General features: G+C 63.7%; 22 protein-coding genes. 11 read left to right on the forward strand and 11 right to left on the reverse strand.

Annotated elements, in window-relative coordinates; all coding sequences use genetic code 11:
• Positions 1–139: 139 nt before the first annotated feature.
• The 3 genes from B0G71_RS29350 to msrA all read left to right on the forward strand — a co-directional run bounded on the left by B0G71_RS29350 (position 140) and on the right by msrA (position 1,592).
• The gene (locus B0G71_RS29350; RefSeq protein WP_116146178.1) at positions 140–565 is read left to right on the forward strand and encodes an Ohr family peroxiredoxin; all 426 of its coding nucleotides are present in this window, start codon (positions 140–142) and stop codon (positions 563–565) included.
• Positions 566–650: 85 nt separating this feature from the next.
• Entirely contained in the window at positions 651–923 is a 273-nt protein-coding gene (locus B0G71_RS29355) for a hypothetical protein (protein ID WP_116146180.1), read from the forward strand.
• Between the two features lie 162 nt (positions 924–1,085).
• Complete coding sequence (gene msrA / locus B0G71_RS29360; RefSeq protein ID WP_116123047.1) at positions 1,086–1,592, forward strand: peptide-methionine (S)-S-oxide reductase MsrA; 507 nt, start codon at positions 1,086–1,088, stop codon at positions 1,590–1,592.
• 132 nt (positions 1,593–1,724) lie between these two features.
• Here the strand turns inward: msrA and B0G71_RS29365 are convergent, their stop codons facing one another.
• Entirely contained in the window at positions 1,725–2,186 is a 462-nt protein-coding gene (locus tag B0G71_RS29365; protein ID WP_116123046.1) for a MarR family winged helix-turn-helix transcriptional regulator, read from the reverse strand.
• 239 nt (positions 2,187–2,425) lie between these two features.
• Between B0G71_RS29365 and B0G71_RS29370 the strand changes: the two genes are divergently transcribed.
• Positions 2,426–3,652, forward strand: coding sequence for an NAD(P)/FAD-dependent oxidoreductase (locus tag B0G71_RS29370; RefSeq protein ID WP_116146181.1), 1,227 nt, complete (start codon positions 2,426–2,428; stop codon positions 3,650–3,652).
• A 74-nt stretch (positions 3,653–3,726) separates the two neighbouring features.
• Here the strand turns inward: B0G71_RS29370 and B0G71_RS29375 are convergent, their stop codons facing one another.
• Positions 3,727–4,137: an ester cyclase gene (locus B0G71_RS29375; RefSeq protein WP_116146183.1), complete on the reverse strand. Its 411-nt coding sequence runs from the start codon at positions 4,135–4,137 to the stop codon at positions 3,727–3,729.
• A gap of 105 nt (positions 4,138–4,242) precedes the next feature.
• The gene (locus B0G71_RS29380) at positions 4,243–5,415 is read right to left on the reverse strand and encodes a glycosyltransferase family 9 protein (RefSeq protein WP_116146184.1); all 1,173 of its coding nucleotides are present in this window, start codon (positions 5,413–5,415) and stop codon (positions 4,243–4,245) included.
• Positions 5,416–5,694: 279 nt separating this feature from the next.
• On the opposite strand from B0G71_RS29380, the gene B0G71_RS29385 reads away from it, so the two are divergent.
• A complete protein-coding gene (locus B0G71_RS29385; protein WP_106278552.1) occupies positions 5,695–6,126 on the forward strand; it encodes a PRC-barrel domain-containing protein in 432 nt (143 codons plus the stop codon).
• A gap of 71 nt (positions 6,127–6,197) precedes the next feature.
• Here the strand turns inward: B0G71_RS29385 and B0G71_RS29390 are convergent, their stop codons facing one another.
• Both B0G71_RS29390 and B0G71_RS29395 read right to left on the reverse strand, forming a co-directional pair.
• Positions 6,198–7,187: a substrate-binding domain-containing protein gene (locus B0G71_RS29390; RefSeq protein WP_116146186.1), complete on the reverse strand. Its 990-nt coding sequence runs from the start codon at positions 7,185–7,187 to the stop codon at positions 6,198–6,200.
• 79 nt (positions 7,188–7,266) lie between these two features.
• Positions 7,267–8,604: a leucine-rich repeat-containing protein kinase family protein gene (locus B0G71_RS29395; RefSeq protein ID WP_116146188.1), complete on the reverse strand. Its 1,338-nt coding sequence runs from the start codon at positions 8,602–8,604 to the stop codon at positions 7,267–7,269.
• A 290-nt stretch (positions 8,605–8,894) separates the two neighbouring features.
• Here B0G71_RS29395 and B0G71_RS29405 point away from each other — a divergent pair, with 290 nt between their 5' ends.
• Both B0G71_RS29405 and B0G71_RS29410 read left to right on the forward strand, forming a co-directional pair.
• Positions 8,895–9,527 (forward strand): methylated-DNA--[protein]-cysteine S-methyltransferase, encoded by a 633-nt coding sequence (locus tag B0G71_RS29405; protein WP_116146191.1) that lies wholly within the window; start codon positions 8,895–8,897, stop codon positions 9,525–9,527.
• Positions 9,528–9,655: 128 nt separating this feature from the next.
• Positions 9,656–9,961 (forward strand): panthothenate synthetase, encoded by a 306-nt coding sequence (locus tag B0G71_RS29410; RefSeq protein ID WP_116146193.1) that lies wholly within the window; start codon positions 9,656–9,658, stop codon positions 9,959–9,961.
• 74 nt (positions 9,962–10,035) lie between these two features.
• Here B0G71_RS29410 and B0G71_RS29415 read toward each other — a convergent pair whose 3' ends face one another.
• Both B0G71_RS29415 and B0G71_RS29420 read right to left on the reverse strand, forming a co-directional pair.
• Entirely contained in the window at positions 10,036–10,908 is an 873-nt protein-coding gene (locus B0G71_RS29415) for a GNAT family N-acetyltransferase (RefSeq protein WP_116146194.1), read from the reverse strand.
• A complete protein-coding gene (locus B0G71_RS29420) occupies positions 10,890–12,131 on the reverse strand; it encodes a Zn-dependent hydrolase (RefSeq protein ID WP_116146196.1) in 1,242 nt (413 codons plus the stop codon). Before B0G71_RS29420 ends, B0G71_RS29415 begins: the two co-directional genes overlap by 19 nt.
• Positions 12,132–12,277: 146 nt before the next feature.
• On the opposite strand from B0G71_RS29420, the gene B0G71_RS29425 reads away from it, so the two are divergent.
• Entirely contained in the window at positions 12,278–12,880 is a 603-nt protein-coding gene (locus B0G71_RS29425) for a phosphatase PAP2 family protein (protein ID WP_116146197.1), read from the forward strand.
• A gap of 128 nt (positions 12,881–13,008) precedes the next feature.
• Here the strand turns inward: B0G71_RS29425 and B0G71_RS29430 are convergent, their stop codons facing one another.
• On the reverse strand, positions 13,009–14,604 hold the full coding sequence (locus B0G71_RS29430; RefSeq protein WP_116146199.1) for a S9 family peptidase: 1,596 nt from the start codon (positions 14,602–14,604) through the stop codon (positions 13,009–13,011).
• A 76-nt stretch (positions 14,605–14,680) separates the two neighbouring features.
• Positions 14,681–15,580, reverse strand: a complete 900-nt coding sequence (locus B0G71_RS29435; protein WP_116123032.1) for a LysR substrate-binding domain-containing protein — start codon at positions 15,578–15,580, stop codon at positions 14,681–14,683.
• Between the two features lie 195 nt (positions 15,581–15,775).
• Here B0G71_RS29435 and B0G71_RS29440 point away from each other — a divergent pair, with 195 nt between their 5' ends.
• On the forward strand, positions 15,776–16,672 hold the full coding sequence (locus B0G71_RS29440; RefSeq protein WP_116148983.1) for an alpha/beta fold hydrolase: 897 nt from the start codon (positions 15,776–15,778) through the stop codon (positions 16,670–16,672).
• A 52-nt stretch (positions 16,673–16,724) separates the two neighbouring features.
• Complete coding sequence (locus B0G71_RS29445; protein WP_116146200.1) at positions 16,725–17,471, forward strand: SDR family NAD(P)-dependent oxidoreductase; 747 nt, start codon at positions 16,725–16,727, stop codon at positions 17,469–17,471.
• A gap of 127 nt (positions 17,472–17,598) precedes the next feature.
• Here B0G71_RS29445 and B0G71_RS29450 read toward each other — a convergent pair whose 3' ends face one another.
• Positions 17,599–18,306 carry a dienelactone hydrolase family protein gene (locus tag B0G71_RS29450; RefSeq protein WP_116148985.1) on the reverse strand — a complete coding sequence of 236 codons (708 nt, stop codon included), beginning with the start codon at positions 18,304–18,306 and terminating at the stop codon, positions 17,599–17,601.
• A 225-nt stretch (positions 18,307–18,531) separates the two neighbouring features.
• Positions 18,532–19,425, reverse strand: coding sequence for an SDR family oxidoreductase (locus B0G71_RS29455; RefSeq protein WP_116146202.1), 894 nt, complete (start codon positions 19,423–19,425; stop codon positions 18,532–18,534).
• Positions 19,426–19,600: 175 nt separating this feature from the next.
• On the opposite strand from B0G71_RS29455, the gene B0G71_RS29460 reads away from it, so the two are divergent.
• Positions 19,601–20,947: a sorbosone dehydrogenase family protein gene (locus B0G71_RS29460; protein ID WP_116146204.1), complete on the forward strand. Its 1,347-nt coding sequence runs from the start codon at positions 19,601–19,603 to the stop codon at positions 20,945–20,947.
• Positions 20,948–20,972: the final 25 nt, after the last annotated feature.

The following is a 20,972-nucleotide window of genomic DNA, read 5'->3' on the forward strand; positions in this document are numbered from 1 at the left end:
TCTCGGACAATAAAAATCGCATGCGATTTAATCTTATGCGCTTGACAAGGCGAAACTTCTCGTCCACTATTCGACGCATGCGATTACATCGCATGCGATTTAAAGCAACTTCACAGCTCTGTCCTTCAAGGAATTCATCATGACCAAGATCGAAAATGTCCTGCTCACCGGCAAAACCCACACCACGTTCAGCGGCCGCGGCGGTCGCGTCAACCTCAATCTGTCGGCAGCCAAAGGCGCCGGTGCGGACATCGCGTTCCCGGCTGTAGAGGCGCATCCGACCGCGGAACAACTGTTCGCAGGCGCCTGGTCGGCCTGTTACATCTCCGCGATCGGCCTCGTCGCCCAAGCGAAGAAAGTGACGCTGCCGTCCGATCTGTCCGTGGAAATCGAGGTCGATCTGGGCATGACCGGCGACGCGTATTTGCTCCAGGCGCGCTTTAACGTCAGCGTGCCGGGCGTGGCGCGCGAAATCGCCGAGGCCATCGCGCATGAAGCCCACGAAATCTGCCCGTATTCGAAAGCCACGCGCGGAAACATCGACGTTGTCGTCAACGTAGCCTGAGATTCCCTCACTGAACCGGCATCTCTGGGCGCGATCCGGCAAGGCTAGCGCCCCTCATCGAACATTTTTTAAGCGGAGTTTCACCGTGAAAACCAAACTCGTTGCTGCACTGCTCCTCGCACTTTCTGCCTCCACCGCCGCGCCCGCGTTCGCCAGCGGCTACGGTCCGGCTCCGTTCTACCGGCCTTCGGTCGGCGCCCCGGCGTCGCAACGCGGCCAGAGCGCGCAAACCGTCGCCGCGACCAACGACGATGCAGCTGGCTCGCAAGCGGCATATGGCGGTGTCGCCTCTGGTCAGTCGGAATCCGGCAGCCGTGCCGTGGTCGCTCCTCACGACAATCTTTACGCACGCCATTGAGGCGCGCTGCCGGCCGCGCCAACGTCCCGGCCGGCTACGCATGCCTATGGCGGCGTGATGGGCTTTGCCTGCCGGTCGGCTAGCCAGGCCGATCTCTGGCATGCTTGCGGGATCGCATCCGATAGACGGCGAGCCAACCACTGACGAAAGGATTGGACTGAAATGACGACGCAAACCGAAACCGCCATTCTGGCCGGCGGCTGCTTCTGGGGCATGCAGGATCTACTGCGCCGCTACCCCGGCGTGCTGTCCACGCGCGTGGGATACACGGGCGGCGACGTGCCCAACGCCACTTACCGCAACCACGGCACACACGCAGAAGCGCTCGAGATCGTGTTCGACCCGAGCCAGATCAGCTATCGCAAGATCCTCGAGTTTTTCTTCCAGATTCACGATCCGACGACGAAGAACCGCCAGGGCAACGACGTCGGCATGAGCTACCGCTCGGCCATTTTCTATCTCGACGATGAGCAGAAGCGGGTGGCTGAGAACACCATCGCCGATGTCGAGGCGTCCGATCTCTGGCCCGGCAAGGTGGTCACCGAAGTCGCTCCGGCCGGCCCGTTCTGGGAGGCCGAGCCGGAACATCAGGACTATCTGGAGCGCATTCCCAACGGCTACACGTGCCACTTCGTTCGCCCGAACTGGAAGCTGCCCGAGCGCGGCTGAAGCCTGAAATCAGCGCTAAACGGTCGAGCATTTTTGTGGCGCAGAAAACAAGAAGCCCGCGGACATCGTCCGCGGGCTTTTCCGTTTGGCAACGCGCCTCATGACGGGCGCATGGATCGCACGATCCGCCGCTCATTCCCCGTTCTGAACCGCTTTGACGAGATTGTTGCGCAGCGTCACGATCGCCTTCTGGACTTTCGAGAACTCGTCCGGCGCGAGGCCGGTTGCCTCGACGAGGTCCATGTTCAGACCTTTTTCGCGCAAGCGCCGGCCACTTTTCGTGAGACCTACTCGCACCTGACGCTCGTCTTCGGGGTCCCGCTGTCTTTCCACATAACCTGCCGCCTCCAGCTTCTTCAGGATCGGCGTGAGCGTGTTGGACTCGAGGAACAGCTTCTCGCCCAGACTGCTGACAGTCTGGTTGTCCTCCTCCCACAGCGCGATGATCGTGATGTATTGCGTGTATGTCAGCCCAAGCTCTTCGAGAATCGGCTTGTAGGCCTTGCCGAATGCCAGGTTCGCGGAATAGACCGCAAAGCACAGGAAGTCGGAGAGCTTCACATCCGTGGAAGCGGGTTGGTCGGTGGATTTCATCTGCGTCCTCGTTGGGTAGAGGCTCACGCCTCGCATGCGGCATTATACATCGCATGCGATTATATCGCAGTCGCTCAAATCGTCGGACATGGCGTCGAACATGGCGGAGGAGCACTGACGATCGGCTTCAGCGTTCGCTTTGTCGCGAGTAAGCTACCAGCGCGGACCAACATGACCCTGAAATCGGCCGCTGCGCCGGGCACCTGAAGGTCCACGCAAGATTTCCATAGGAGAACGTCTTGAAGCGGATCGTGGTGATCGGCGCAGGTTTCGCCGGACTGTGGAGCGCGGTGGGCGCGGCGCGCAAACTCGACGAACTGCGCGTGCCCGCCGATCAGGTGGAAGTCGTCGTCATCAACGGCACGCCGTATCACAGTATCCGGGTGCGGAACTACGAACAGAATCTGGACGAGACGCGCGTGCCACTCGCCGATGTTCTCGGGCCGATTGGTGTGCGGCTCGTCGAAGGCTCGGTATCGGGCATCGATTCGGCCAACGGCCGCATCACCGTTCAGACCCAAGGGCTGACGCAGACGCTTGCCTACGACCGGCTCGTCATCGCGGCGGGCAGCCAACTCGTCCACCCCGATATTCCCGGTTTGACCGAGCATGCGTTCGACGTCGATACGTTCTCAGGCGCAACGAAACTCGCGGCGCACTTGCGCGGCTTGCCGACGCTCGCGAGTGCGGCGAGTCCGTTTACGGCCGTCGTGGTTGGGGCCGGCTTGACGGGTATCGAACTGGCGGCCGAACTGCCGGCGCGCTTGCGCGGCATCGCGGGCGACGCGCATCGAGACGCCGTCCATGTCGTGCTGGCCGATCGCTCGGCGAAGATCGGCCAGGCGATGGGCGGCGCGCAGCCTGTCATCGAGCGTGCCATGAACGCCCTTGGCGTCGAGATGCTTGCGGGCGTATCCCTGCAGTCGGTGGACGCCGACGGCGTCGAGCTCACGAATGGCACGCGCATCGATGCCGCCACGGTGATCTGGTGCGGCGGCATGCGCGCGAACGCGTTGACCGCGCAAATTCCCGTGACACTCGATCCTTTTGGACGCCTTCCGGTAGATGCCTTCATGCGCGTCGAAAACGTCCCGCATGTATTCGCAGCCGGCGACTGCGCGCGTGTGTTGATCGACGGCGCGCGGCCATCGGTCATGTCATGCCAGCACAGCCGGCCGATGGGGCGCTACGCCGGTCACAACGTCGTCTGCGATCTGCTCGGTGGCGAGATGCTGCCGCTTCATATCGACTGGTACACGACCATTCTCGATCTCGGTCCGTGGGGCGCCGTGTACACGGAGGGCTGGGACCGGCATCTCGTGTCCGAAGGCGACGCCGCCAAAGCGACCAAACAGACCATCAATTGCATACGCATCTATCCGCCGCGTACGGGCCTTCGAGACGACATCCTGCAAGCCGCCGCGCCTGTCGTGCAGGCACCGCCGCCAACCGTCACGGCTCGCTGAATCTGCGGAGCTGGTGTGCAACGCGGACGAAGGTGACCGGTGCGGCAGGGACACGTGACCGCAAAACTAACGGCTTAATGTTCAGGCGGCGCCGGTGGCTTGAGTTGCGCTTCGATGGCCGCCTTATCTATCACCGACCAGACCTGCTCGATCTTTCCATTGCGGAATTGATAGAACACGTTCTCCGTGAAGGAAACGCGCCTGCCGTTGACGGCGAGGCCGAGGAACGTGCCCACTGGCGTACAGGCGAAGCCGAGCCGGCTGGCGATATAAGGCGGATCGGAAATCAACAACTGGATGTTGAAATAAAGGTCGGGAATTTCGCGGAAGTCTCTCTCCAGCATCTCGCGATAGCCGGATAAGCCGATGCGCTGACCGTTGTAGTGCGCGTTGTCGTCGACATACTGCCCGAGGTTCGGCCAGTCCTGTTTGTTCAGGCAGCCAATGTAGTCCCGGTAGAGGGTGTAGAGGTCAGGCGTGTCCACGGCAATGGCTCCGTCCTTGTACAAGGTCCGTGCTGCGAGGCAGGAAGAATTTAAATTCTACCGCCGTGGATAAAACGGTGCGGAAGCCGCAGCGGCAGCACGGCCTCAGGCTGCCGCGCCGACTCGCGCCCGCTGCGTGTCGACCGCCTCCAGCACCGCTTGCACGACCCGCTCGACGCTCGGCCAGTTCCGCGCATGTTCGCCCGCGACATACTGCTCAGGCGACACACTGCGATACGGCGGCGGATAACCCCATATGGCATCGTGCCTGTCGGGTCTGGTGATGCTTCCGCCGATCACGGCGACGGTCGGACGGAGAAACGCGGCCGCGACGTGCATCAGCATCGTCGAGTTCGTCAGCACGACGTTGGCCTCTTCGGTGAGAGCGAACATGACGCGCATCGACACCTCGCCTGCGAGCGAGCGGACCGGCACACCCGCTCCCCCCGCGGAGATCGCCTCGGCGGCGCGCGCCTGATCCGCTTCGCTGCCGACGATCACGATGTCGCACGCCTCGCCGGCTTGTTCCAATGTCTGCGCGATCCGCGAGAGCGCGGCGCCGACTTGGCGCGCGTCCCATGCTTTGGTCGGCACGCCGGCCCCAACGCCGACGATCAACCGCACGGTGCGACGCCCCGGCACGTTGCCCGCACTCCAGATTTGCGCGGCGGTGGCGCGCTCGTCGTCGGTGAGGAACAGTTGCGGGCGCGCTTGCGGCAGCGCCGTTGCGCCGAGCAGTTCGCCCTGCGCGAGCGCGGCGCGGCCGCATTGCCGGGCGGCGAATTCGATAAACGCCTGGCACCCGCTCCAACCGCCGCGATAGCCGCGCACGCCGATGCGATACCGCACGCCCGCGCGCATCATCAACAGCGCGCCCATGTAGCTGCCGAGCACGTCGATACCTACATCAAAGCCGCCGCGCGCGCGCAGTGCGGCGACCTGCGGGGACTTCCACAGAAAACGCAGCACGTTAGCGTGCGAGCGGTCCTCGACCAGCTTGTTGTTCCAGGGCGCGTCGATCTCCACGATCTCGTCGACGAAGGGATTGTTCTCCAGTATCGGACGCCCCCAGCTACCGACGCCGGCGATCAGACGCGTCGTCGGAAAGCGCGTGCGCAGCGCTTCGAAGAGCGGCGTGGTGGTGAGCAGTTCACCGAAATCGTTCGGGCGCAGCACGAGAATCTCGCGCGGCGTGTCGCGAGCCGGATCGAACCGTGGCGGGTGGAAGCGGCCCATCAACCAGACCGGCGCTTCGATCAGCAGATTTTTCCAACCCATTGCTTCTCCAATGCGGCAGGCGGTGGCCGCCCTCGTCGCGTCTCGGTTCGCGCCGGCGGGCGCGCCGGGCGCAGGTGCGCCACGGGCGCCGCCCGAATATCACGCCGATTGTGCATCGTTGCCGCACTGCGCTCTGTGGCCGGGCGTACAAAGCCGAGGACTGCGCGAATCCTGATCGCGGAGCACGAATGACGCCTCACGCCGGCACCCGGGCACGTCACGTGCTTCCGCATAAGGGGCTATGAAGCTGACCGCTAAACAGACAACAAGGAGCCGAAAATGAAAGCAAAAACACTGATCTGCGCAACCGCTCTCGCCGCGATCTGCGCCTCGCAAGGCGCCTATGCGCAGATTGCCGGACTGCAACCGCTCGGCGGCACGGTCGAGCAAACCAATGCGCTGCTGAAGGGCTGGAGCGTGCGGCGCGCGCTGGTCGACGAGCCGGTCTACAACGATCTGAACGACAAGATCGGCAGCATCTACGACGTGATCATTTCGCCGGACCGCAAGGCGACGTATGCGATCGTGTCGGTGGGCGGCTTCCTCGGCATGGGCAAGCACTATGTGGCGATCCCGGTGGATCACTTCGAGATCCGCGACGGCAACCTGTTCCTCGCCGGTGCGACGAAAGATGCGTTGAAGTCGGTGCCTGAGTTCGAATACAACAAACTCGAAAAAGCCACCAAGCCGCGCAAGGTCAAGGCGGAATAATCGACGTGACATGCGCCGATGCGAGCGTGAAACCGCTCACGTTCGCAGCAGGTTTGCGACGGCTCGCGCGGCTACTGATTCGCGGCGGTGACAAGCTGCAGCGGCGTCTCGATCACACTCGACAATTCGCTCTGCTTTCTTTGTTCGGTCACCGCCTTCAACGCCACATCGACGCCGAACACGGCTTGCCTGGCGGCGAACTGATTGACCGTGGCGAGCACGCGGCCGTCGGCGATCAACGGCTTGATCGCATCGATATCGTTGTAGCCGGTGACGTACACGCCGCCGGTTCGGCCCGCGTCGCGAATCGCGTCGACCGCGCCCATGGCCATATTGTCGTTGCCGCACAGCAGCCCGCGAATCTGCGGATGATCGCCGAGCATTTTCGAGGCGGCGTCGCGGCCCTTCCCATATTCCCAGTCGCCGGCCTGAACCGCGACGATGTTGATCCCCGCGGCATTCATCGCATCCCGGCAACCGTCCGTGCGTTGCTGTGCATTGCGATCGGCTGAACTGCCTTCAATAATGCCCACCTGATCGCCCGTCGTGAGCCGCTGCGCCAGATAGTTGCCCACTTGCTGCGCGCCCTTGCGATTGTTCGGACCGACGAAGGGCACGGAAATGCCGGCCGCGTCCTGAAACGCCTCGTCGAGCGGATTGTCGATCGAAACCACGATGATGCCCGCCTTGATCGCGCGCGCGACAACCGCCGTCAGCGCCTTCGAATCGGTCGGAGCAAGAACGATCGCACTCATCTTCGCCTTGATCATGTCTTCGACCATGCGGATCTGCCCAGTCGTTTCGCTTTCCGTGGCCGTGCCGCGCACCGTCAAATCGAATTGCGAGGCGTAATGCTGCTGGTAGTTCTGCGCGGCGGTCGCCATCGCCACCGTGAACGGGTCGCCCAGCGACTTCAGCACGAGCGCAATCTTCAGCTTGCTGCCCGGTGTAACTGCTGCATCGGCCGCGCCGCCGATACCGGCCGCGGCCAGCGCGCCGGCAAACACCACGCGGCGACGCATCCCCCAGGAGGACATCCGTCGGGGCGTCTTCTCCATCATCGAATCTCTCCTTCTGGGCCGCGCTGACGAATCGAAGTGTTGCAGTCAGACGAAGTGAGGCTATGGCGGTGCCCGCCGTTCATCGATCGCTCATCAGCGCGAGCAAACGCGCGGTGATTTCATCGAACAACGGCCGGCTGTCGGTCGCCTCGCTCAAGCAATTGTCCTTCAACTCCACCAGCAGCGCCCGACTGTTCGCCGACGCCTCCGGCCACTCGCATCGTTCGAGCAACTCTTCAAGCAGACAACCGTAGGCTCTGACTTCAAGGCGCTGAAGCGCGAGGCCGATACTCCGATCGCCCAGAGCATAGAACGACGCCGCGCCGAAATCTCCCAGCAACGCACGCCCCTGTCCGCCGTACAGGATATTGTGCGCGTACAGATCGCCATGCATGATGCCTTGCTCATGCAAATGACGCGCCGCCGACGCGATACCGTACGCAATGCCCAACGCTGAAGCCATATCGAAGCGTGTGTCGGCGCCATAAATATCGCGCGTGCAGGATTCGAGACTCGGCGGACCGGCGAGATTCGTGAATCGCGGATCGATCAGTTCCATCACGAGGCCGTGCGTGCCGGCGGGATGATCCTTCACTTTCCCCGCTACCGGAATCAGGTTTGCATGATCGCCCGCGCGAATGCAGGCTGCCATTTCGCAGTCGGGTAGACCGTCGCTAGTCACCGCGCCCTTGAACAGTTTCACCGCGACAGAGCGGGACGCGCCGTGCCGGCCCGCAAGCGCCGCGCGATAGATGACGCCGGAGGCGCCCTCGCCCAACGGCGCCTCGAGTTTCAAATCATGCCACGCAATCGCGGCGCTCGGCGTGTCGATCAGCGCTGCCGCTTCGAGCGCCTCGCTGAACGGATTACCGGCGTATGCCAGCCAGGATAATCGTGGCAGACGCAGCAACCAGTCAGGCAGTCCATCGAGCTGGTTCGCGGCGAGCCGCAACAATTCGAGCTGCGAGCAGGCGGCCAATTCCTCGGGAAGCGCTCGCAGACGATTGCCCGCCAGCATCAGCTTTTGCAGTTGCGCACAGCGGCCGAGCTCGGCTGGCAACGTTTCGATCTGATTGTCCGTGAGGATCAACCAGCGCAATTGCGGTGGCAGCGCTTTGCCGGATACCTGCCGGATGCGGTTGGCCTTGAAGCCGACCATGCTCAATTGGGAACACTGTCCCAGCACTTCGGGCAATTCGGTGAACGGGTTGTCGGAGCCGAAGAGAATGCGCAGCTTGCGCAGACGTGGCAGATCGTCGGGCAGCGAGGTGAGCGCGTTGCCCGACAGGTCGAGAACTTCCAGCGTGTCGGCGAGGTCGAAAATCTCGCGCGGAAATTCGGTCAGGCCGCAAGCCAGTTTCAGCCGGCGCGTGCCCGCGAGCTGGCCGGCCCGCAGTTGATCAAGTGTCGTCGTCACAGTCGTGGAAGAGGGGTCCGGTTGCCGGTGCGCTTCGAATCGAAGGTATCAATTCTACTGAGTCGCGAGCGTCGCGCGAAAATGCTTGAAAAGGGTTGTACAGTGATGCATCGTCCCATCCAGAGCAATCAGCCGCCGGCCGACATCGGTCGCGAGAAATTGGACAGCAAGATCCGGAGCGCAATCAGAGAGAGCGAGGCTCACACTGTCGGATATTCGGCGCGCCTCGCGCGCGTATTCGCAGACTCGCATCGCGCCTCTGTGCCTCCAACCAGTCAGGAACAAGCAAAGTGACATACGCCTACAAGTTGATGGACTCGCCCGTCGGCCAGTTGAAACTCGTTGCAAACGGCGAGCGCCTCGCCGCCATTCTGTGGGAGCACGACAAGCCGAACCGCGTACGTCTTGGTGAGCTGATCGAAGCAAATGACCGGCCCGTGCTGATCGAGACCGAACGGCAACTGAACGAGTACTTCGCCGGCACGCGCCATGAATTCGACCTTCCGCTGACGTTCCAGGGAACGGACTTTCAGAAGCAGGTGTGGGCCGCGTTGTTGACCATACCGTTCGGCCAGACGCGCAGCTACTCGGAAATCGCGACGCAGATCGGCAACGTCAACGCGGTGCGGGCGGTCGGCGCGGCGAACGGCAGAAATCCTATTTCCATCGTGGCGCCGTGCCATCGGGTGATCGGCGCGTCAGGTGATTTGACCGGGTTTGCGGGCGGCTTGGCGAACAAGATGCTGCTGCTGTCGCTCGAGGCTGGACAGACTTCGTTCGAAGCGGAAGCGGACGGGCAAACGGACATGTTCGCGCTCGAAGAAAGGGTGACGGTCAAGACTCAGGTCAAGTCCGAAGCTCAGACGAAACCCGCGCGTCACGCGCCGAGCCGCGGCACGCAAGCGTCACTGTTCGGAAACTGACTGTGTGCATGGTCCGCGATGGCAGCGGACTCACTGCGTCGCGTTGAACGCTGCGTGATAGATCGTCTTACGGCCCGCATAAAGCATCTATCCTTAAGAAGCCCATTGGGCGTCAACAGGAGAATGACATGCGCATGCTTCTCAACATACGAATCCCGCACGAACCGTTCAATACCATGGTGCGTGATGGCACCGTCGGGCAAGTGATCGGGAAGATACTGGAAGAAATAAAACCGGAGGCCGTCTACTTCACCGAGCAGAGCGGAGCGCGCGGAGCAGTCGTCGTGGTGGATGTCGACAACGCGTCGGCGATTCCCGCGCTCGCAGAGCCGTGGTTTCTGAAATTCAACGCCGACTGCGAATTGCGCATTGCGATGTTGCCGGAAGACCTGATGAAAGCGGGACTGGAGACTCTCGGCTCGAAGTGGAAATAACGCTTGCCATCGGCGGTTCGCGGCGTAGAACGCCGATGGCTGCACAAACATCAACTTGCAGCACCTCGCTGTGATCAGCCCAGTTCGAACGAAGTCACGCCGAACACGCGTTCAATAGATAGGGCCGGTTGTTCCCGCGTGTACATCCGCGCGGTTTCGAATACGCTCGTCATGCCATGCCGCTCGGCCAACGCAATCGCATCGACGTTGATCTCGGGCACATCGAAGAAAAACACTTCGCCGGCAATGCTCGACGTCAGCGCAGCGAACAGACGGGCGGCTATCTCGTCGTTATCGGCGAAGAGCGGGCCGATCTTGTAGCCCGTCAAACAACGACGCAGCACGCCGTAGCCCACCACCTGCCCGTCGTGCATCGCAACTCTCGCCATCGCGCCAGGCTGCGCAAACCAGGCAGCGAGAAAGGGCTCGCGCGCGGCAGGAAAGCATTGCCGATCGTAGTCGTTCAGCGATTCGAAGGGCAACGCCGAAGCATGCAGCAAGTCCACGTAAGACTCGCCTTGCGCGATGTCCTGCGCGACGCCCTGGAAGCGGATGTTGCGATAGGCCAGCTGAAATCCGGACTTCCTATAATTCGCCTGCTGAGCGAGCACGCCGTCCAGACCGACATTGCGGTTTCGCAAATAGTCCATACCGTGCTGCCAGACGCGCATGCCGAAGCCTCGACCGCGGAACGCCGGTTTCACGATATAGAGACCGATAAAGCCGAAGTCCTCACCGTACGCGACAGCGGATAGACACGCCACCGGTTCGCCGCGCCATTCGCCGATGAAAAACCCGTCCGGGTCGGCCGCACGAAAACACTCGGCATCGTGCAAGCCGGGGTTCCATCCTTCCTGCGCGGCCCATTCGACCGCCAACGCGACATCCCCGGCCGACATCGTGCGCACGACGAAACCGCCTGATTCGCCTACGATCGTTTCGCCCATTGCTCCTCCAGCATCGCCGCCGCAGCCGTGGCCGCGACCTGGCAACCGAGAACGATGTGCGCCTCGGCCGTATCCTCGATGAAATCGTGGCTCACGCCGCCGATGCTCGGCACGAACATCATGCAAGCCGGCATGCAGCGGGCGATGACCTGCGCGTCGTGCGCGGCGCCGCTCGGCATGCGGATCCACTGGCCGGGCGCCACCGCTTCGGCGGCGCGGGCGAGATGATCCGCGAGCGCCGCGTGCATGGTTACGGGTTGCATCGGTTCGTCGATGGTCGCCAGCTCGACGCTCACCGAGCCGCGTGCGTTGAGGTCCCGCGCCAGCTCAGCGAGCCTGTCTTCCATCGCCTGCAAACGCGCGGCGTTCGCGTCGCGGAATTGCAGGTACATCTGCGCTGCGCCAGGCACGACGCTCAGCGAGCCGGGGTCGAGGTCGATGCGGCCCACCGTCCAGACGGTATCGGCATCCGCGAGTTGCGCGAACGCTTCGTTCATCTGCGGGATAAAGGCGACCAGCGCCGCGCCGGCGTCGCGCCGGATTGCCATGGGCGTCGTGCCGGCATGATTGCGCTGCCCCGTGAAGCGCAGCCGCAATTCGCGCAACCCCACGATCGTGGTGACGACCCCGATGGATTTGCCCGCCGCTTCCAGCCGGCCGCCCTGCTCGATATGCGGTTCGAGATAAGCGACCTGCCGCCCCGGCTCGAAGCGCGCACGCTGCCGCCCGGCCAGACCCGCGGCGGCGAGCACGTCTTCGAGGCGCTGGCCTTGCCGATTCGTGGCGTCGCGAATCGTTTCGTCGACGTTGTCGCCCACAAAGCTGCGGCTGCCGAGCAGGCCGGAAAACGTGCCTTCTTCATCGATCCACGATGCGACGTCCACCGCGAGGTGACGCGTCGTCTCGTTCTCCGCGAGCGCGCGCGCAATCTCCAGGCCGTAGATCACACCCATCGCGCCGTCGAGCCAGCCGCCGGTCGGCTGCGTGTCGGTATGCGAGCCGATCACGAGCGCGGGCCCGCTTTTGCGCGAGCGTCCGAACACGGTCCCCACGCCGTCGATCACGGCCTCGAGTCCGGCCTCCGTCATGCGCCCGGCCAGCCATTCGCGCGACGCCAGATCCACCGGCGAAAGCGCCAGCCGAACGACGCCTGGGCCGGTGGCGCCGAAGCTGCGCAGTTGTTTGAGATCGCTCAGCAAGCGGTCCGGATCGATCCTCACCACGTTCTCGTCTCCTTCGAATATCGGTTCATGTTGCCCTGCTGTATCGACAGATTACATGGCCTAAGCGTTTCCTAAGGTTGGCCCGTTACCATCCTTCGACATCGACGCGCCGGAGTGGCGCCGGCATCCATCGAGAAACACACCCTATGCAGACACTTGAAGCGTTCAACCAGGCGCTTTTCCTCATGATTGACGCGACGCTATCGACACCGGCTTGGTGCATCGACCTCGCGCGTTCGATCGCAGACTACCTCATCTATCTCGTGCCGCTCTGCCTGATCGCAATGTGGCTCTCCGGCGACGAACGTCAGCGCGAAACCGCCCTGCGCGCGTGCTGCGTGACGCTCCTCGCGCTCGGCATCAATCAGCTCATCGGCCTGGCGTGGCCGCATCCGCGGCCGTTCGTGCTGGGCATCGGCCATACGTTTCTCGACCACGCACCGGATCCCTCGTTCCCCAGCGATCACGGGACGATCTTCGCGAGCATCGCGCTGACCTTGCTTCTCGGCGGCGTGAAACGGTATGGCTCGCTCATGGTTCTGTCCGGGCTCGCGGTTGCCTGGGCGCGCATCTTCGTCGGCGTTCACTTTCCGCTCGACATGGCGGGCGCGGTTGTCGTGGCGGGCGTGGCTTTCGTCCTGGTCGCGCCACCGTGGCGGCTCGCCGGCCCGAGCACGACGCGCGGACTCATCGCGCTGTATCGCAAGTTGCTGGCGTGGCCAATCGAACGCGGCTGGCTGTCGCTTTAGACGATGATTCGACGCGCAAGCGCGAGTTCACGCACGTTGTGGCAACCCGCCGTTCTATCGCGCCAGCGCCCCGAAAATCGCTCGGCGAGATGTCGTAAACGCGGCGAAAACGCGCGGGTGGCGTGCGCTCAAAAATTGGCGAAGAACGCTCGCGCCGCCACCATGCAAAACGACGCCACCAGTTCGCCGTGATACGCCCGCAGCACCGCTGACGCGCCGCCGTCGGCCGCACCTCGCGCCACGGCCTGACTCGCGACCTCTGCTTTCGCGCCCGCGAAACCCTGCTTGACGCGCGCATATGGATCGTCGGACCCGGCAACCGGCGAGTCCACATCCAGCACGGACGTGAGCCTCGCGGGCACGTTGGCGTTCTGCCAATACGCCTGCTCGATGCGCGCGTTGAAAAAGAACACGGTGGGATCCGACGCGCCGCCGCACATCAAAACAGGCGCACGCGGCAGCCAGTTGCGCAAGTCGTTGCGCTTGAACGCCTGGCGCAACGGATGCTGCGGATTTGCTGCCGGTTTCATCGCAAGGCTCGGGTTGGGAAACGCGCCATCGGGATTGGCGGCGGCATCCTCCAGCAATGTCAGGCGATAGGCGTTGCGCACGAGGTTGGCATCGCCGAAGCCCGCGGCAAAGAGCGGTTTCAGGACCGGCGGCGTCAAAGGCGGCGAACCCGGTGGCGTGACCGATGCGTACTGCGGCGCAGGCGGCATGCTGCTGAAGAGATGCGCGGACGGCAGCTTGCCCGTGCTGAACAGCGTGTTGAGCGGCTGCAAGCTCGGGAGCAGCGTTTCGATACCCGGCGCGTAAGCCGCTTCGTAGAAGTCGCCGGGCTGGCGGTAGATATTCCCGTAAGCATGCTGATAACCCGTCACGATGAGTGTCGAGAAGAGCGTCGCGCCCAGGTTGACTTCGCCTTCGATGAGCGCGTCGGCGGTGGCGGCGAGTGCGTACGGCCCCGAGCCCGGCGCGGACGCCGTCACCTTGACGCCGGCCGCCTCCAGCGCCCGATGCGTTGCCATTGCAACGAAGCCGCCTTGCGAATAGCCGGTGACAAACAGCTTGCCGTTTTCTTGCGTGCCTGCTTCGGGCTTCACGTCCGCGAGCGCCGCGCGCGCCGCTCGCAGCGAGTCGATCACATCGGCGGATTGCTGGTCCGCGTTGAGATACGGGTGGTAGGGGAGATCGGAGCCGGCATAGCCCGCATAGTTGGTCGCCACCACGATATAGCCTTGCACCGCATACATGGCCGCCACGCTGATGCCCTCTCCGGCACCGTCGCCGTTGCCCGGGTCCGTTCGCGTGATATCGGCGAGGTTGTAGTTGCGATACGCGGTGGTGCCGTGCGCATAGAGCATGAGCGGCAGCGGTCCGCTGCATGCCGCCGAACTTCCTGACGGGATCATCAATGCACCGCTCGCCTGAGTGGGCTCGCCCGCACCGCCGATGGTCCGGTAGCGAAAGCTCACGATCTCAACGCCGCATGCGGGCGCGCCGGCTATCCGCACGAGCTGCCGCCCGCCCGCGCTCGACGCCAGCAATTTCGCAAACTCCGCGGCGCTCAGCTTCAACGTAACGCGATGATCGAGAAGCTGGCCGCGGGAACCGCACGCTTCGCCGCAGCGGGAATCGGCGGGCGCGCCGGCGCACGCGCCCAACGCGCCCAACGCGCAACATGCCAGCAACCCGAGGGCCGCGCTTCGGACAGCTACCCACATGTGAGGCTCCGTCTTGTTGGTATGGCGACGAGTGGCGGCCTTGCAGAGTGACAGGAGTATAGGTAAACCGGCGGCCTCAGCCCGATTCGCCACTGGCGTGCGCCAACAACTCGTCGGCCCTCGACAGAAACAGCTTCAGCACCGGCGATGTATTCGACCTGCTATAGCCGATCACGAGATCGACGGTCGGCGTCTCACCTTCCAATGGCCGGCTGACCACCGACCACGGCAGCAGGTTGGTCGCATACTCGGGCATCAACGCGAGCCCGCGCGTGGAGGCGACCAGCGACATCGCCATGGCCAGGTTGTCGACGCCGTGCTCGGGCGCGACCGCGATGCCGTTTTCGTGCAGATAGCGCTGGATCACATCGTGCAGCACGCGCGCCTTGTTCGACGCCATGATGAAAGTTTCGCCGGCGAAGTCCTCGGGCCGTATCGCACTGCGCTCGGTGAGGCGATGATCGCTCGGCATGAGCACGATGAGCTTCTCGCTACTGACCACCCGATAGTCCAGATCGAAGCCCGGTTCGGCACGCAGAAACGCAAGGTCGAGCTTGCCGCGCGCAAGCGCGTCGGCGAGGTCCGGCGAATAGTGGCTCGACACCGTGACCTCGATATTCGGCAGTTCGTCGCGCAACACCTGCATGGCGCGAGGCAGCCACGTCATTTCCTGGCCGGTCAGAAAGCCCAGCGCGAAAACCTGCCTGGAGGGCCGTGAGGCGCGGCGCGCGGCTTCGGTGGCGGCGTCGACTTGCGACAGCGCGAGCCGCGCGTGGTCGAGGAACGCTTTGCCAGCCGCGGTCAACTCGACGCCGCGCGCGCTGCGACTGAACAACTCCGCGCCGACTTCGTCTTCCAGATCGCGAATCTGGCGGCTCAGCGACGGCTGCGAGGTGTGCAGACGGCGTTCCGCCGCCACCGTCAGGCTGCCCGTTTCGGCGACGGCCACGAAGTACCGCAGATGTCGAAGCTCCATAAATCCTCTTAGAGTTGCCCGCAAACGGCATGCCTGACAGGCATGCCCGTCAGCCTACAAAGTCTTTTTCCTTTGCACAAGCCCCCACTACATTACCTCTCATGCAGCGCGGCGCGGGACCGCTTGACCGACACCCCGGCTTTCGACGCGCACCCGCACTCCATGCCTTCCATCTATATCGACGAGGAACCGGAAATGACCCAGACTGCCGCTTCGAACGACGCCACCACGACCCGCCATACCCATCAGACCGCGCCGACCCGTTATGTCGACGCGAACGGCATCCGCTTCGCCTATCGCCGTTTCGGCAAGTCGGGCGGCGTGCCACTGGTGTTCAACATCCATTTCACCGGGACGATGGACCACTGGGACCCGGCCGTGACGGACGGCCTCGCGCAGGATCGCGAAGTCATTCTGTTCAACAACGCCGGCATTTCGAGCACGTCCGGCGAGGTGCCGGAGTCGATCGAAGAGATGGCCGCCAATGCCGCCGCGTTCATCAAGGCGCTCGGCCTCGAGCAGGTCGACGTGCTGGGCTTTTCCATGGGCGGCCTGATCGCGCAGACGCTGGCGATTGCCGAACCGGCGCTGGTGCGCCGCGTGATCCTGATCGGCACCGGCCCGCGCAGCGGCGAGGCGATGCAATCGCTGACGCCCGAGGCTCAGGAGATTTTCAGCGCAGCGTATGCGCAACCGGATGATCTGTGGCTGCGTGTGCACTTTGCGCCTTCCGATGCGAGCCAGACCGCCGGCCGCCGCTTCCTGCAGCGCTTCCGCCAGCGTAGCGAAGGACGCGACCCCGAGGCCAATGAGAAGGTCGCGCCGGCCCAGCTCGCGGCGCTCGCCAAATGGGGCGCGCCGCGTGAGAACCCGTTCGACTATCTGAAGGCCCTCAGGCAACCGACGCTCGTCGTCAACGGCGACCACGACGTGATCATCTATTCGATCAACTCGTGGATTCTTCAGCAGAACCTGCCGAACGCGCAGTTGATCATCTATCCCGATGCCAACCACGGTTCGCTGTACCAGTATCCGGAGCGTTTTGTGGCCCACGTCGCGCAGTTCCTCGCCGACAGCGGGTCCGCGGTCTGAGCCTCACCACCTTGATTGCCTCGCACCCAAATCAACTCGAAGGAGTCTCACCATGAACGACCTCACAGGAAAAACCGCGCTCGTCACGGGCGCCTCACGCGGCATCGGCCGCGCCAGTGCCCTCGCGCTCGCCAGGGCCGGCGCCCAGGTGCTGGTTCACTACAGCAGCGGCGAGAAAGAGGCGGATGCCGTGGTCGCGGAAATTCGCGCGGCCGGCGGCAATGCGCAAAAAGTCGCCGCTAATCTGCGCGCGGCGGATGGCCCGCATACGCTCGCCAGACAGGTTCGCGCCGTGATCGGTCATCGGCTGGATATTCTGGTGGCCAACGCCGGGATTTCGAAGGGAGTCAGCATCGAGGACACGACCGTCGAGGACTTCGACGATCTGTTCGCCGTGAACGTGCGTGCGCCTTACTTCCTCGTGCAGCAGTTGTTGCCGGTGATGTGCAAGGGCAGCAGCGTGGTGCTGCTGTCGTCGCTCGCGGCGCGCGCCGCGGTCGGCACGCTGTCGGCCTACGCCGCTACCAAGGGCGCGGTCGATACGCTCGTCAAGCATTTCGCCGCCGCGCTCGGTGAACGTGGCATTCGCGTGAATGCGGTCGCGCCGGGTGTGGTTGAAACCGATATGTCGAACTTCACGAAGACCGACACGGGACGCGCGGCGACGCTGGGTATGCAGGCGCTCAAGCGCGTGGCGCAACCGGATGACATCGGCGGTGCCGTGGCTTTTCTCGCCTCCGATGCCGCCCGTTGGGTCACAGGCGAAACGTTGCACGTCGACGGCGGTTCGAAGCTCTGAGTCCGTGCACGCGATTCGGTTCGTGATCGTGCCGGGAAGACTTTCCGGAACGCCGCCCATGCGTGGCGGCATTCAGTGAGCTTCGCCGGCGCGATCCGGTGCGCGTCTCAAGCGGCAAGCGAGCCGCTTACTTCCATAACGTGCGGCCGAAAAACGTCAGCGTGCGGTCCCAGGCCAGTTGCGACCACACCGGATCGAACTGCGTCCTCGGAATACGGCCCGGGCCGACCGCCGTTTCGTTCGCGAACGCATGGTGCGCGAGATAGCGGTGAAACTCGACGTCGACATTCGCGTCCTTCAGTTTGGCTTCCAGCGCGTCCACCGTTTCAGGCACGAAGAAGTCGTCTTGCAGCGCCCAGTGACCGATCAGCGGCGCCTTGATTTTCGAGGCGTCGATATATTCCAGCGGCGGGAAGCCGTACCAGACCACGCCGGCCGACACTTCGGGGACATTGCAAAGCGCGAGCAGGGTCAGCGCGCCGCCCATGCAAAAACCCGTCACGCCGACAGTCGTCGCATGCTGCTTCAGATACTGGACGGCGCCGCGTACATCCTGCGTGGCGGCGTCGCCGAAATCGAGGCCGTCGAGCAGGTGGTGGGCTTCTTCCTCTTCCACCGTCGTTTTGCCTCGGAAGAGATCGGGCACCAGCGCCAGATAGCCGGCCTGCGCGAGCCGGTCAGCCACGCCGCGAATCTGTTCGTTGACGCCCCACCACTCCTGAATCACCACGATGGCGGGCGCACCCTCCAGCTTCTGCGGCTTGGCGAGATAGCCCTGGATCTGCTGGCCGTCGGGCCGGCTAAAGGTGATCATCGAACCTGCTGTCTGTGTCATCAGTCGCTCCTCGAAGTAGACGAAAGCGCTAGCATAGTCCCAGCGTGGCAGGTTCTGCTCGCCCGCTGCCGCGACCGGGCGGCCGGTACGAACAGCGCGCCGCGCAGCGAAGGATTTGCTGCCCGGCATCAGCTTGACGTGATCGAGTTGCAACGCCATGAAAAGCCGCGCCGCGTCGTCAATGGAATCCGCGGCCATCAAAAATCCGCAGCGGCGAGTCGCGCTTCAAGGCTGGAAATAGCGCGGCCGGTCGAGGTCGGCGATCAAGCCCGGCTGCTTAGGTTCCCAGTCCAGCAGCTTGCGCGTCTGTTCGCTCGAAGTCGGAGCATCCAACCCGGCAAACAACGCGAACCAGCCGAAATGGTCGGCTGCCTCATCGGCAGTTTGCGCGACGACCGGCACGTTCAGGCGCCGGCCGATCACTGTGGCGATCTCCTTGAGTGGCACGCCTTCCTCGGCAACAGCGTGATACCGGCTGCCGGCCTCGCCACGTTCGAGCGCGAGGCGGTAGACGCGGGCGGCGTCGAGCCGGTGCACCGCCGGCCAGCGGTTGAGACCTTCGCCGACGTAGGCTGAGACGCCTTTTTCACGCGCCAGCCCGATGAGATGCGGAACGAAAGCATGGTCGCCGTCACCATGCACCGACGGCGGCAGACGAACCACCGACGCGCGCACGCCACGCGCCGCCAGCAACGCTGCCGTTGCCTCCGACACGCGGGGATAGGCATCGGAGCGCGGCACTGGCGCATCGTCCTCGGTTGCGAGGCGGCCCGACGCCAGCAACGCGACCCCGGACGTCACGAGCAGCGGACGCTCCGAGCCGACGAGCACGGAGCCGAGCGCTTCGATCGCGCGCCGGTCCAGTTCGCAGTTCTCCGCGAATCGGGAGAAGTCGTGATTGAAGGCCGTATGAATCACGCCGTCGGCAGCGGCCGCTCCGGCTTTGAGACTATCAAGGTCCTCGAGCGAACCGCGTTGGACCTCCGCGCCCGCCCTGGCCAGAGACTCGGCTGCGGCATCCGAGCGTACAAGGCCGAGCACCGAATGTCCGGCGGCAATGAGTTCGGCAACCACGGCGGAGCCGACGAATCCAGTCGCTCCGGTAACAAAGACGCGCATCGTAAGACCCTCCGGTTGAAAACGAAGGTCGACTATCGGCGCGTTTCCTTCACAGATGAAGTAGTGACGTTTTAGGGGTATACGCACTAACAGGATCAGCCATTCAGATGTCAGGCAAGCATCTTGCTGAACTTACGCACGATAAAACGAACATCTTCAATGTCCGGAGCGCGGGATGCATCAGTTGAATCGCTTTGCCTTATTCATGCTGCTGCCGCTCGCCGCGTGCGCGGCGGGGCCGTCGAGTCCCACCGATACCGGCTTTGGCCCGTCGCCGGTATTGCCGGCGCCAGAATCGTCGCTGATGACCACGGTCAATATCGCGCCCGTTCAGCCAGCGGCCTCCGACTTCCTCCCGACCGCGCCAAACGGGTTTGTGGTGACGAAATTCGCCCGCGACCTGGCTCACCCGCGCTGGCTTTACACGTTGCCGAACGGCGACGTGCTCGTAGCGGAAAGCAATGCACCCGAGCAGCACGACGAAGGCAGCGGCATATTCGGCTGGGTCAGAAAACAGGTGATGAAACGCGCGGGAGCGGGCACGCCGAGCCCCGACCGTATTGTGCTATTGCGCGATACCACCGGCAGCGGCGTCGCCGATCAGCAGACGGTGTTCCTCAGTGGCCTGCACTCGCCGTTCGGCATGGCGCTGATCGGCAATCAACTCTATGTCGCAGATACGGACGCCATTCTGCGATTCGACTACACGCCCGGCGCGACGCAGATCGCAACACCTGGCGTGAAGGTGGCTGATCTGCCGGCTGGGCCGATCAATCATCACTGGACCAAAAACATTCTGGCCGACCGATCGGGCAAGCATCTCTACGTGACGGTGGGATCAAACAGCAACGCGGGAGAAAACGGCATTGACGCCGAAGCCGGCCGCGCACGGATTCTCGAATTCGATGTGGCGTCGGGCCAGATGCGGCCCTTCGCGACAGGGCTGCGCAATCCCAATGGACTGTCCTGGCAGCCCGACAGTGGCGCGCTGTGGACCGCAGTCAACGAGCGCGACGACCTCGGCAACAACCTCGTGCCCGATTACATGACTGCCGTGAAAGACGGCGCGTTTTACGGCTTCCCCTACAGCTATTACGGCCAGCATATCGACACGCGCGTCAAACCTCAGCGCCCCGACCTGGTCGCCACGGCCATCGCACCGGACTATGCGCTCGGCAACCATACCGCGTCGCTCGGACTGGTTTTTTACGACCGGACGCTGTTCCCCGTGCATTATCGCGGCGGTGCTTTCGTCGGTCAGCATGGCTCGTGGAATCGCAAGCCGTATAGCGGCTACAAGGTGGTGTTCATCCCATTCGTCAAAGGCCAACCCGCTGGCGCTCCGGAAGATTTCCTGAGCGGATTTCTGACCGCCAACGGTCACGCCGTGGGTCGGCCAGTCGGTGTCGCGGTGGATGCGCGCGGGGCGCTGCTGGTGGCGGACGACGTCGGCGATGCGGTCTGGCGTGTGGTGCCGCGAACCGATAGCGGCGCGGCAGTCGGCACGCGGCCGGCGCAATAGCAGCGAATCCGCCGACCGTTTATCG

This window comes from Paraburkholderia sp. BL27I4N3 (assembly GCF_003386115.1).
In the GTDB taxonomy this organism is placed as follows: Bacteria; Pseudomonadota; Gammaproteobacteria; order Burkholderiales; family Burkholderiaceae; genus Paraburkholderia.

Coding starts and splice junctions, on each gene's coding strand:
- B0G71_RS29350 (WP_116146178.1), top strand. CDS start 140: ATGACCAAGATCGAAAATGTCCTGCTCACCGGCAAAACCCACACCACG.
- msrA (WP_116123047.1), top strand. CDS start 1,086: ATGACGACGCAAACCGAAACCGCCATTCTGGCCGGCGGCTGCTTCTGG.
- B0G71_RS29365 (WP_116123046.1), bottom strand. CDS start 2,186: ATGAAATCCACCGACCAACCCGCTTCCACGGATGTGAAGCTCTCCGAC.
- B0G71_RS29380 (WP_116146184.1), bottom strand. CDS start 5,415: ATGGGTTGGAAAAATCTGCTGATCGAAGCGCCGGTCTGGTTGATGGGC.
- B0G71_RS29385 (WP_106278552.1), top strand. CDS start 5,695: ATGAAAGCAAAAACACTGATCTGCGCAACCGCTCTCGCCGCGATCTGC.
- B0G71_RS29390 (WP_116146186.1), bottom strand. CDS start 7,187: ATGATGGAGAAGACGCCCCGACGGATGTCCTCCTGGGGGATGCGTCGC.
- B0G71_RS29410 (WP_116146193.1), top strand. CDS start 9,656: ATGCGCATGCTTCTCAACATACGAATCCCGCACGAACCGTTCAATACC.
- B0G71_RS29415 (WP_116146194.1), bottom strand. CDS start 10,908: ATGGGCGAAACGATCGTAGGCGAATCAGGCGGTTTCGTCGTGCGCACG.
- B0G71_RS29425 (WP_116146197.1), top strand. CDS start 12,278: ATGCAGACACTTGAAGCGTTCAACCAGGCGCTTTTCCTCATGATTGAC.
- B0G71_RS29430 (WP_116146199.1), bottom strand. CDS start 14,604: ATGTGGGTAGCTGTCCGAAGCGCGGCCCTCGGGTTGCTGGCATGTTGC.
- B0G71_RS29435 (WP_116123032.1), bottom strand. CDS start 15,580: ATGGAGCTTCGACATCTGCGGTACTTCGTGGCCGTCGCCGAAACGGGC.
- B0G71_RS29440 (WP_116148983.1), top strand. CDS start 15,776: ATGACCCAGACTGCCGCTTCGAACGACGCCACCACGACCCGCCATACC.
- B0G71_RS29445 (WP_116146200.1), top strand. CDS start 16,725: ATGAACGACCTCACAGGAAAAACCGCGCTCGTCACGGGCGCCTCACGC.
- B0G71_RS29450 (WP_116148985.1), bottom strand. CDS start 18,306: ATGACACAGACAGCAGGTTCGATGATCACCTTTAGCCGGCCCGACGGC.
- B0G71_RS29455 (WP_116146202.1), bottom strand. CDS start 19,425: ATGCGCGTCTTTGTTACCGGAGCGACTGGATTCGTCGGCTCCGCCGTG.
- B0G71_RS29460 (WP_116146204.1), top strand. CDS start 19,601: ATGCATCAGTTGAATCGCTTTGCCTTATTCATGCTGCTGCCGCTCGCC.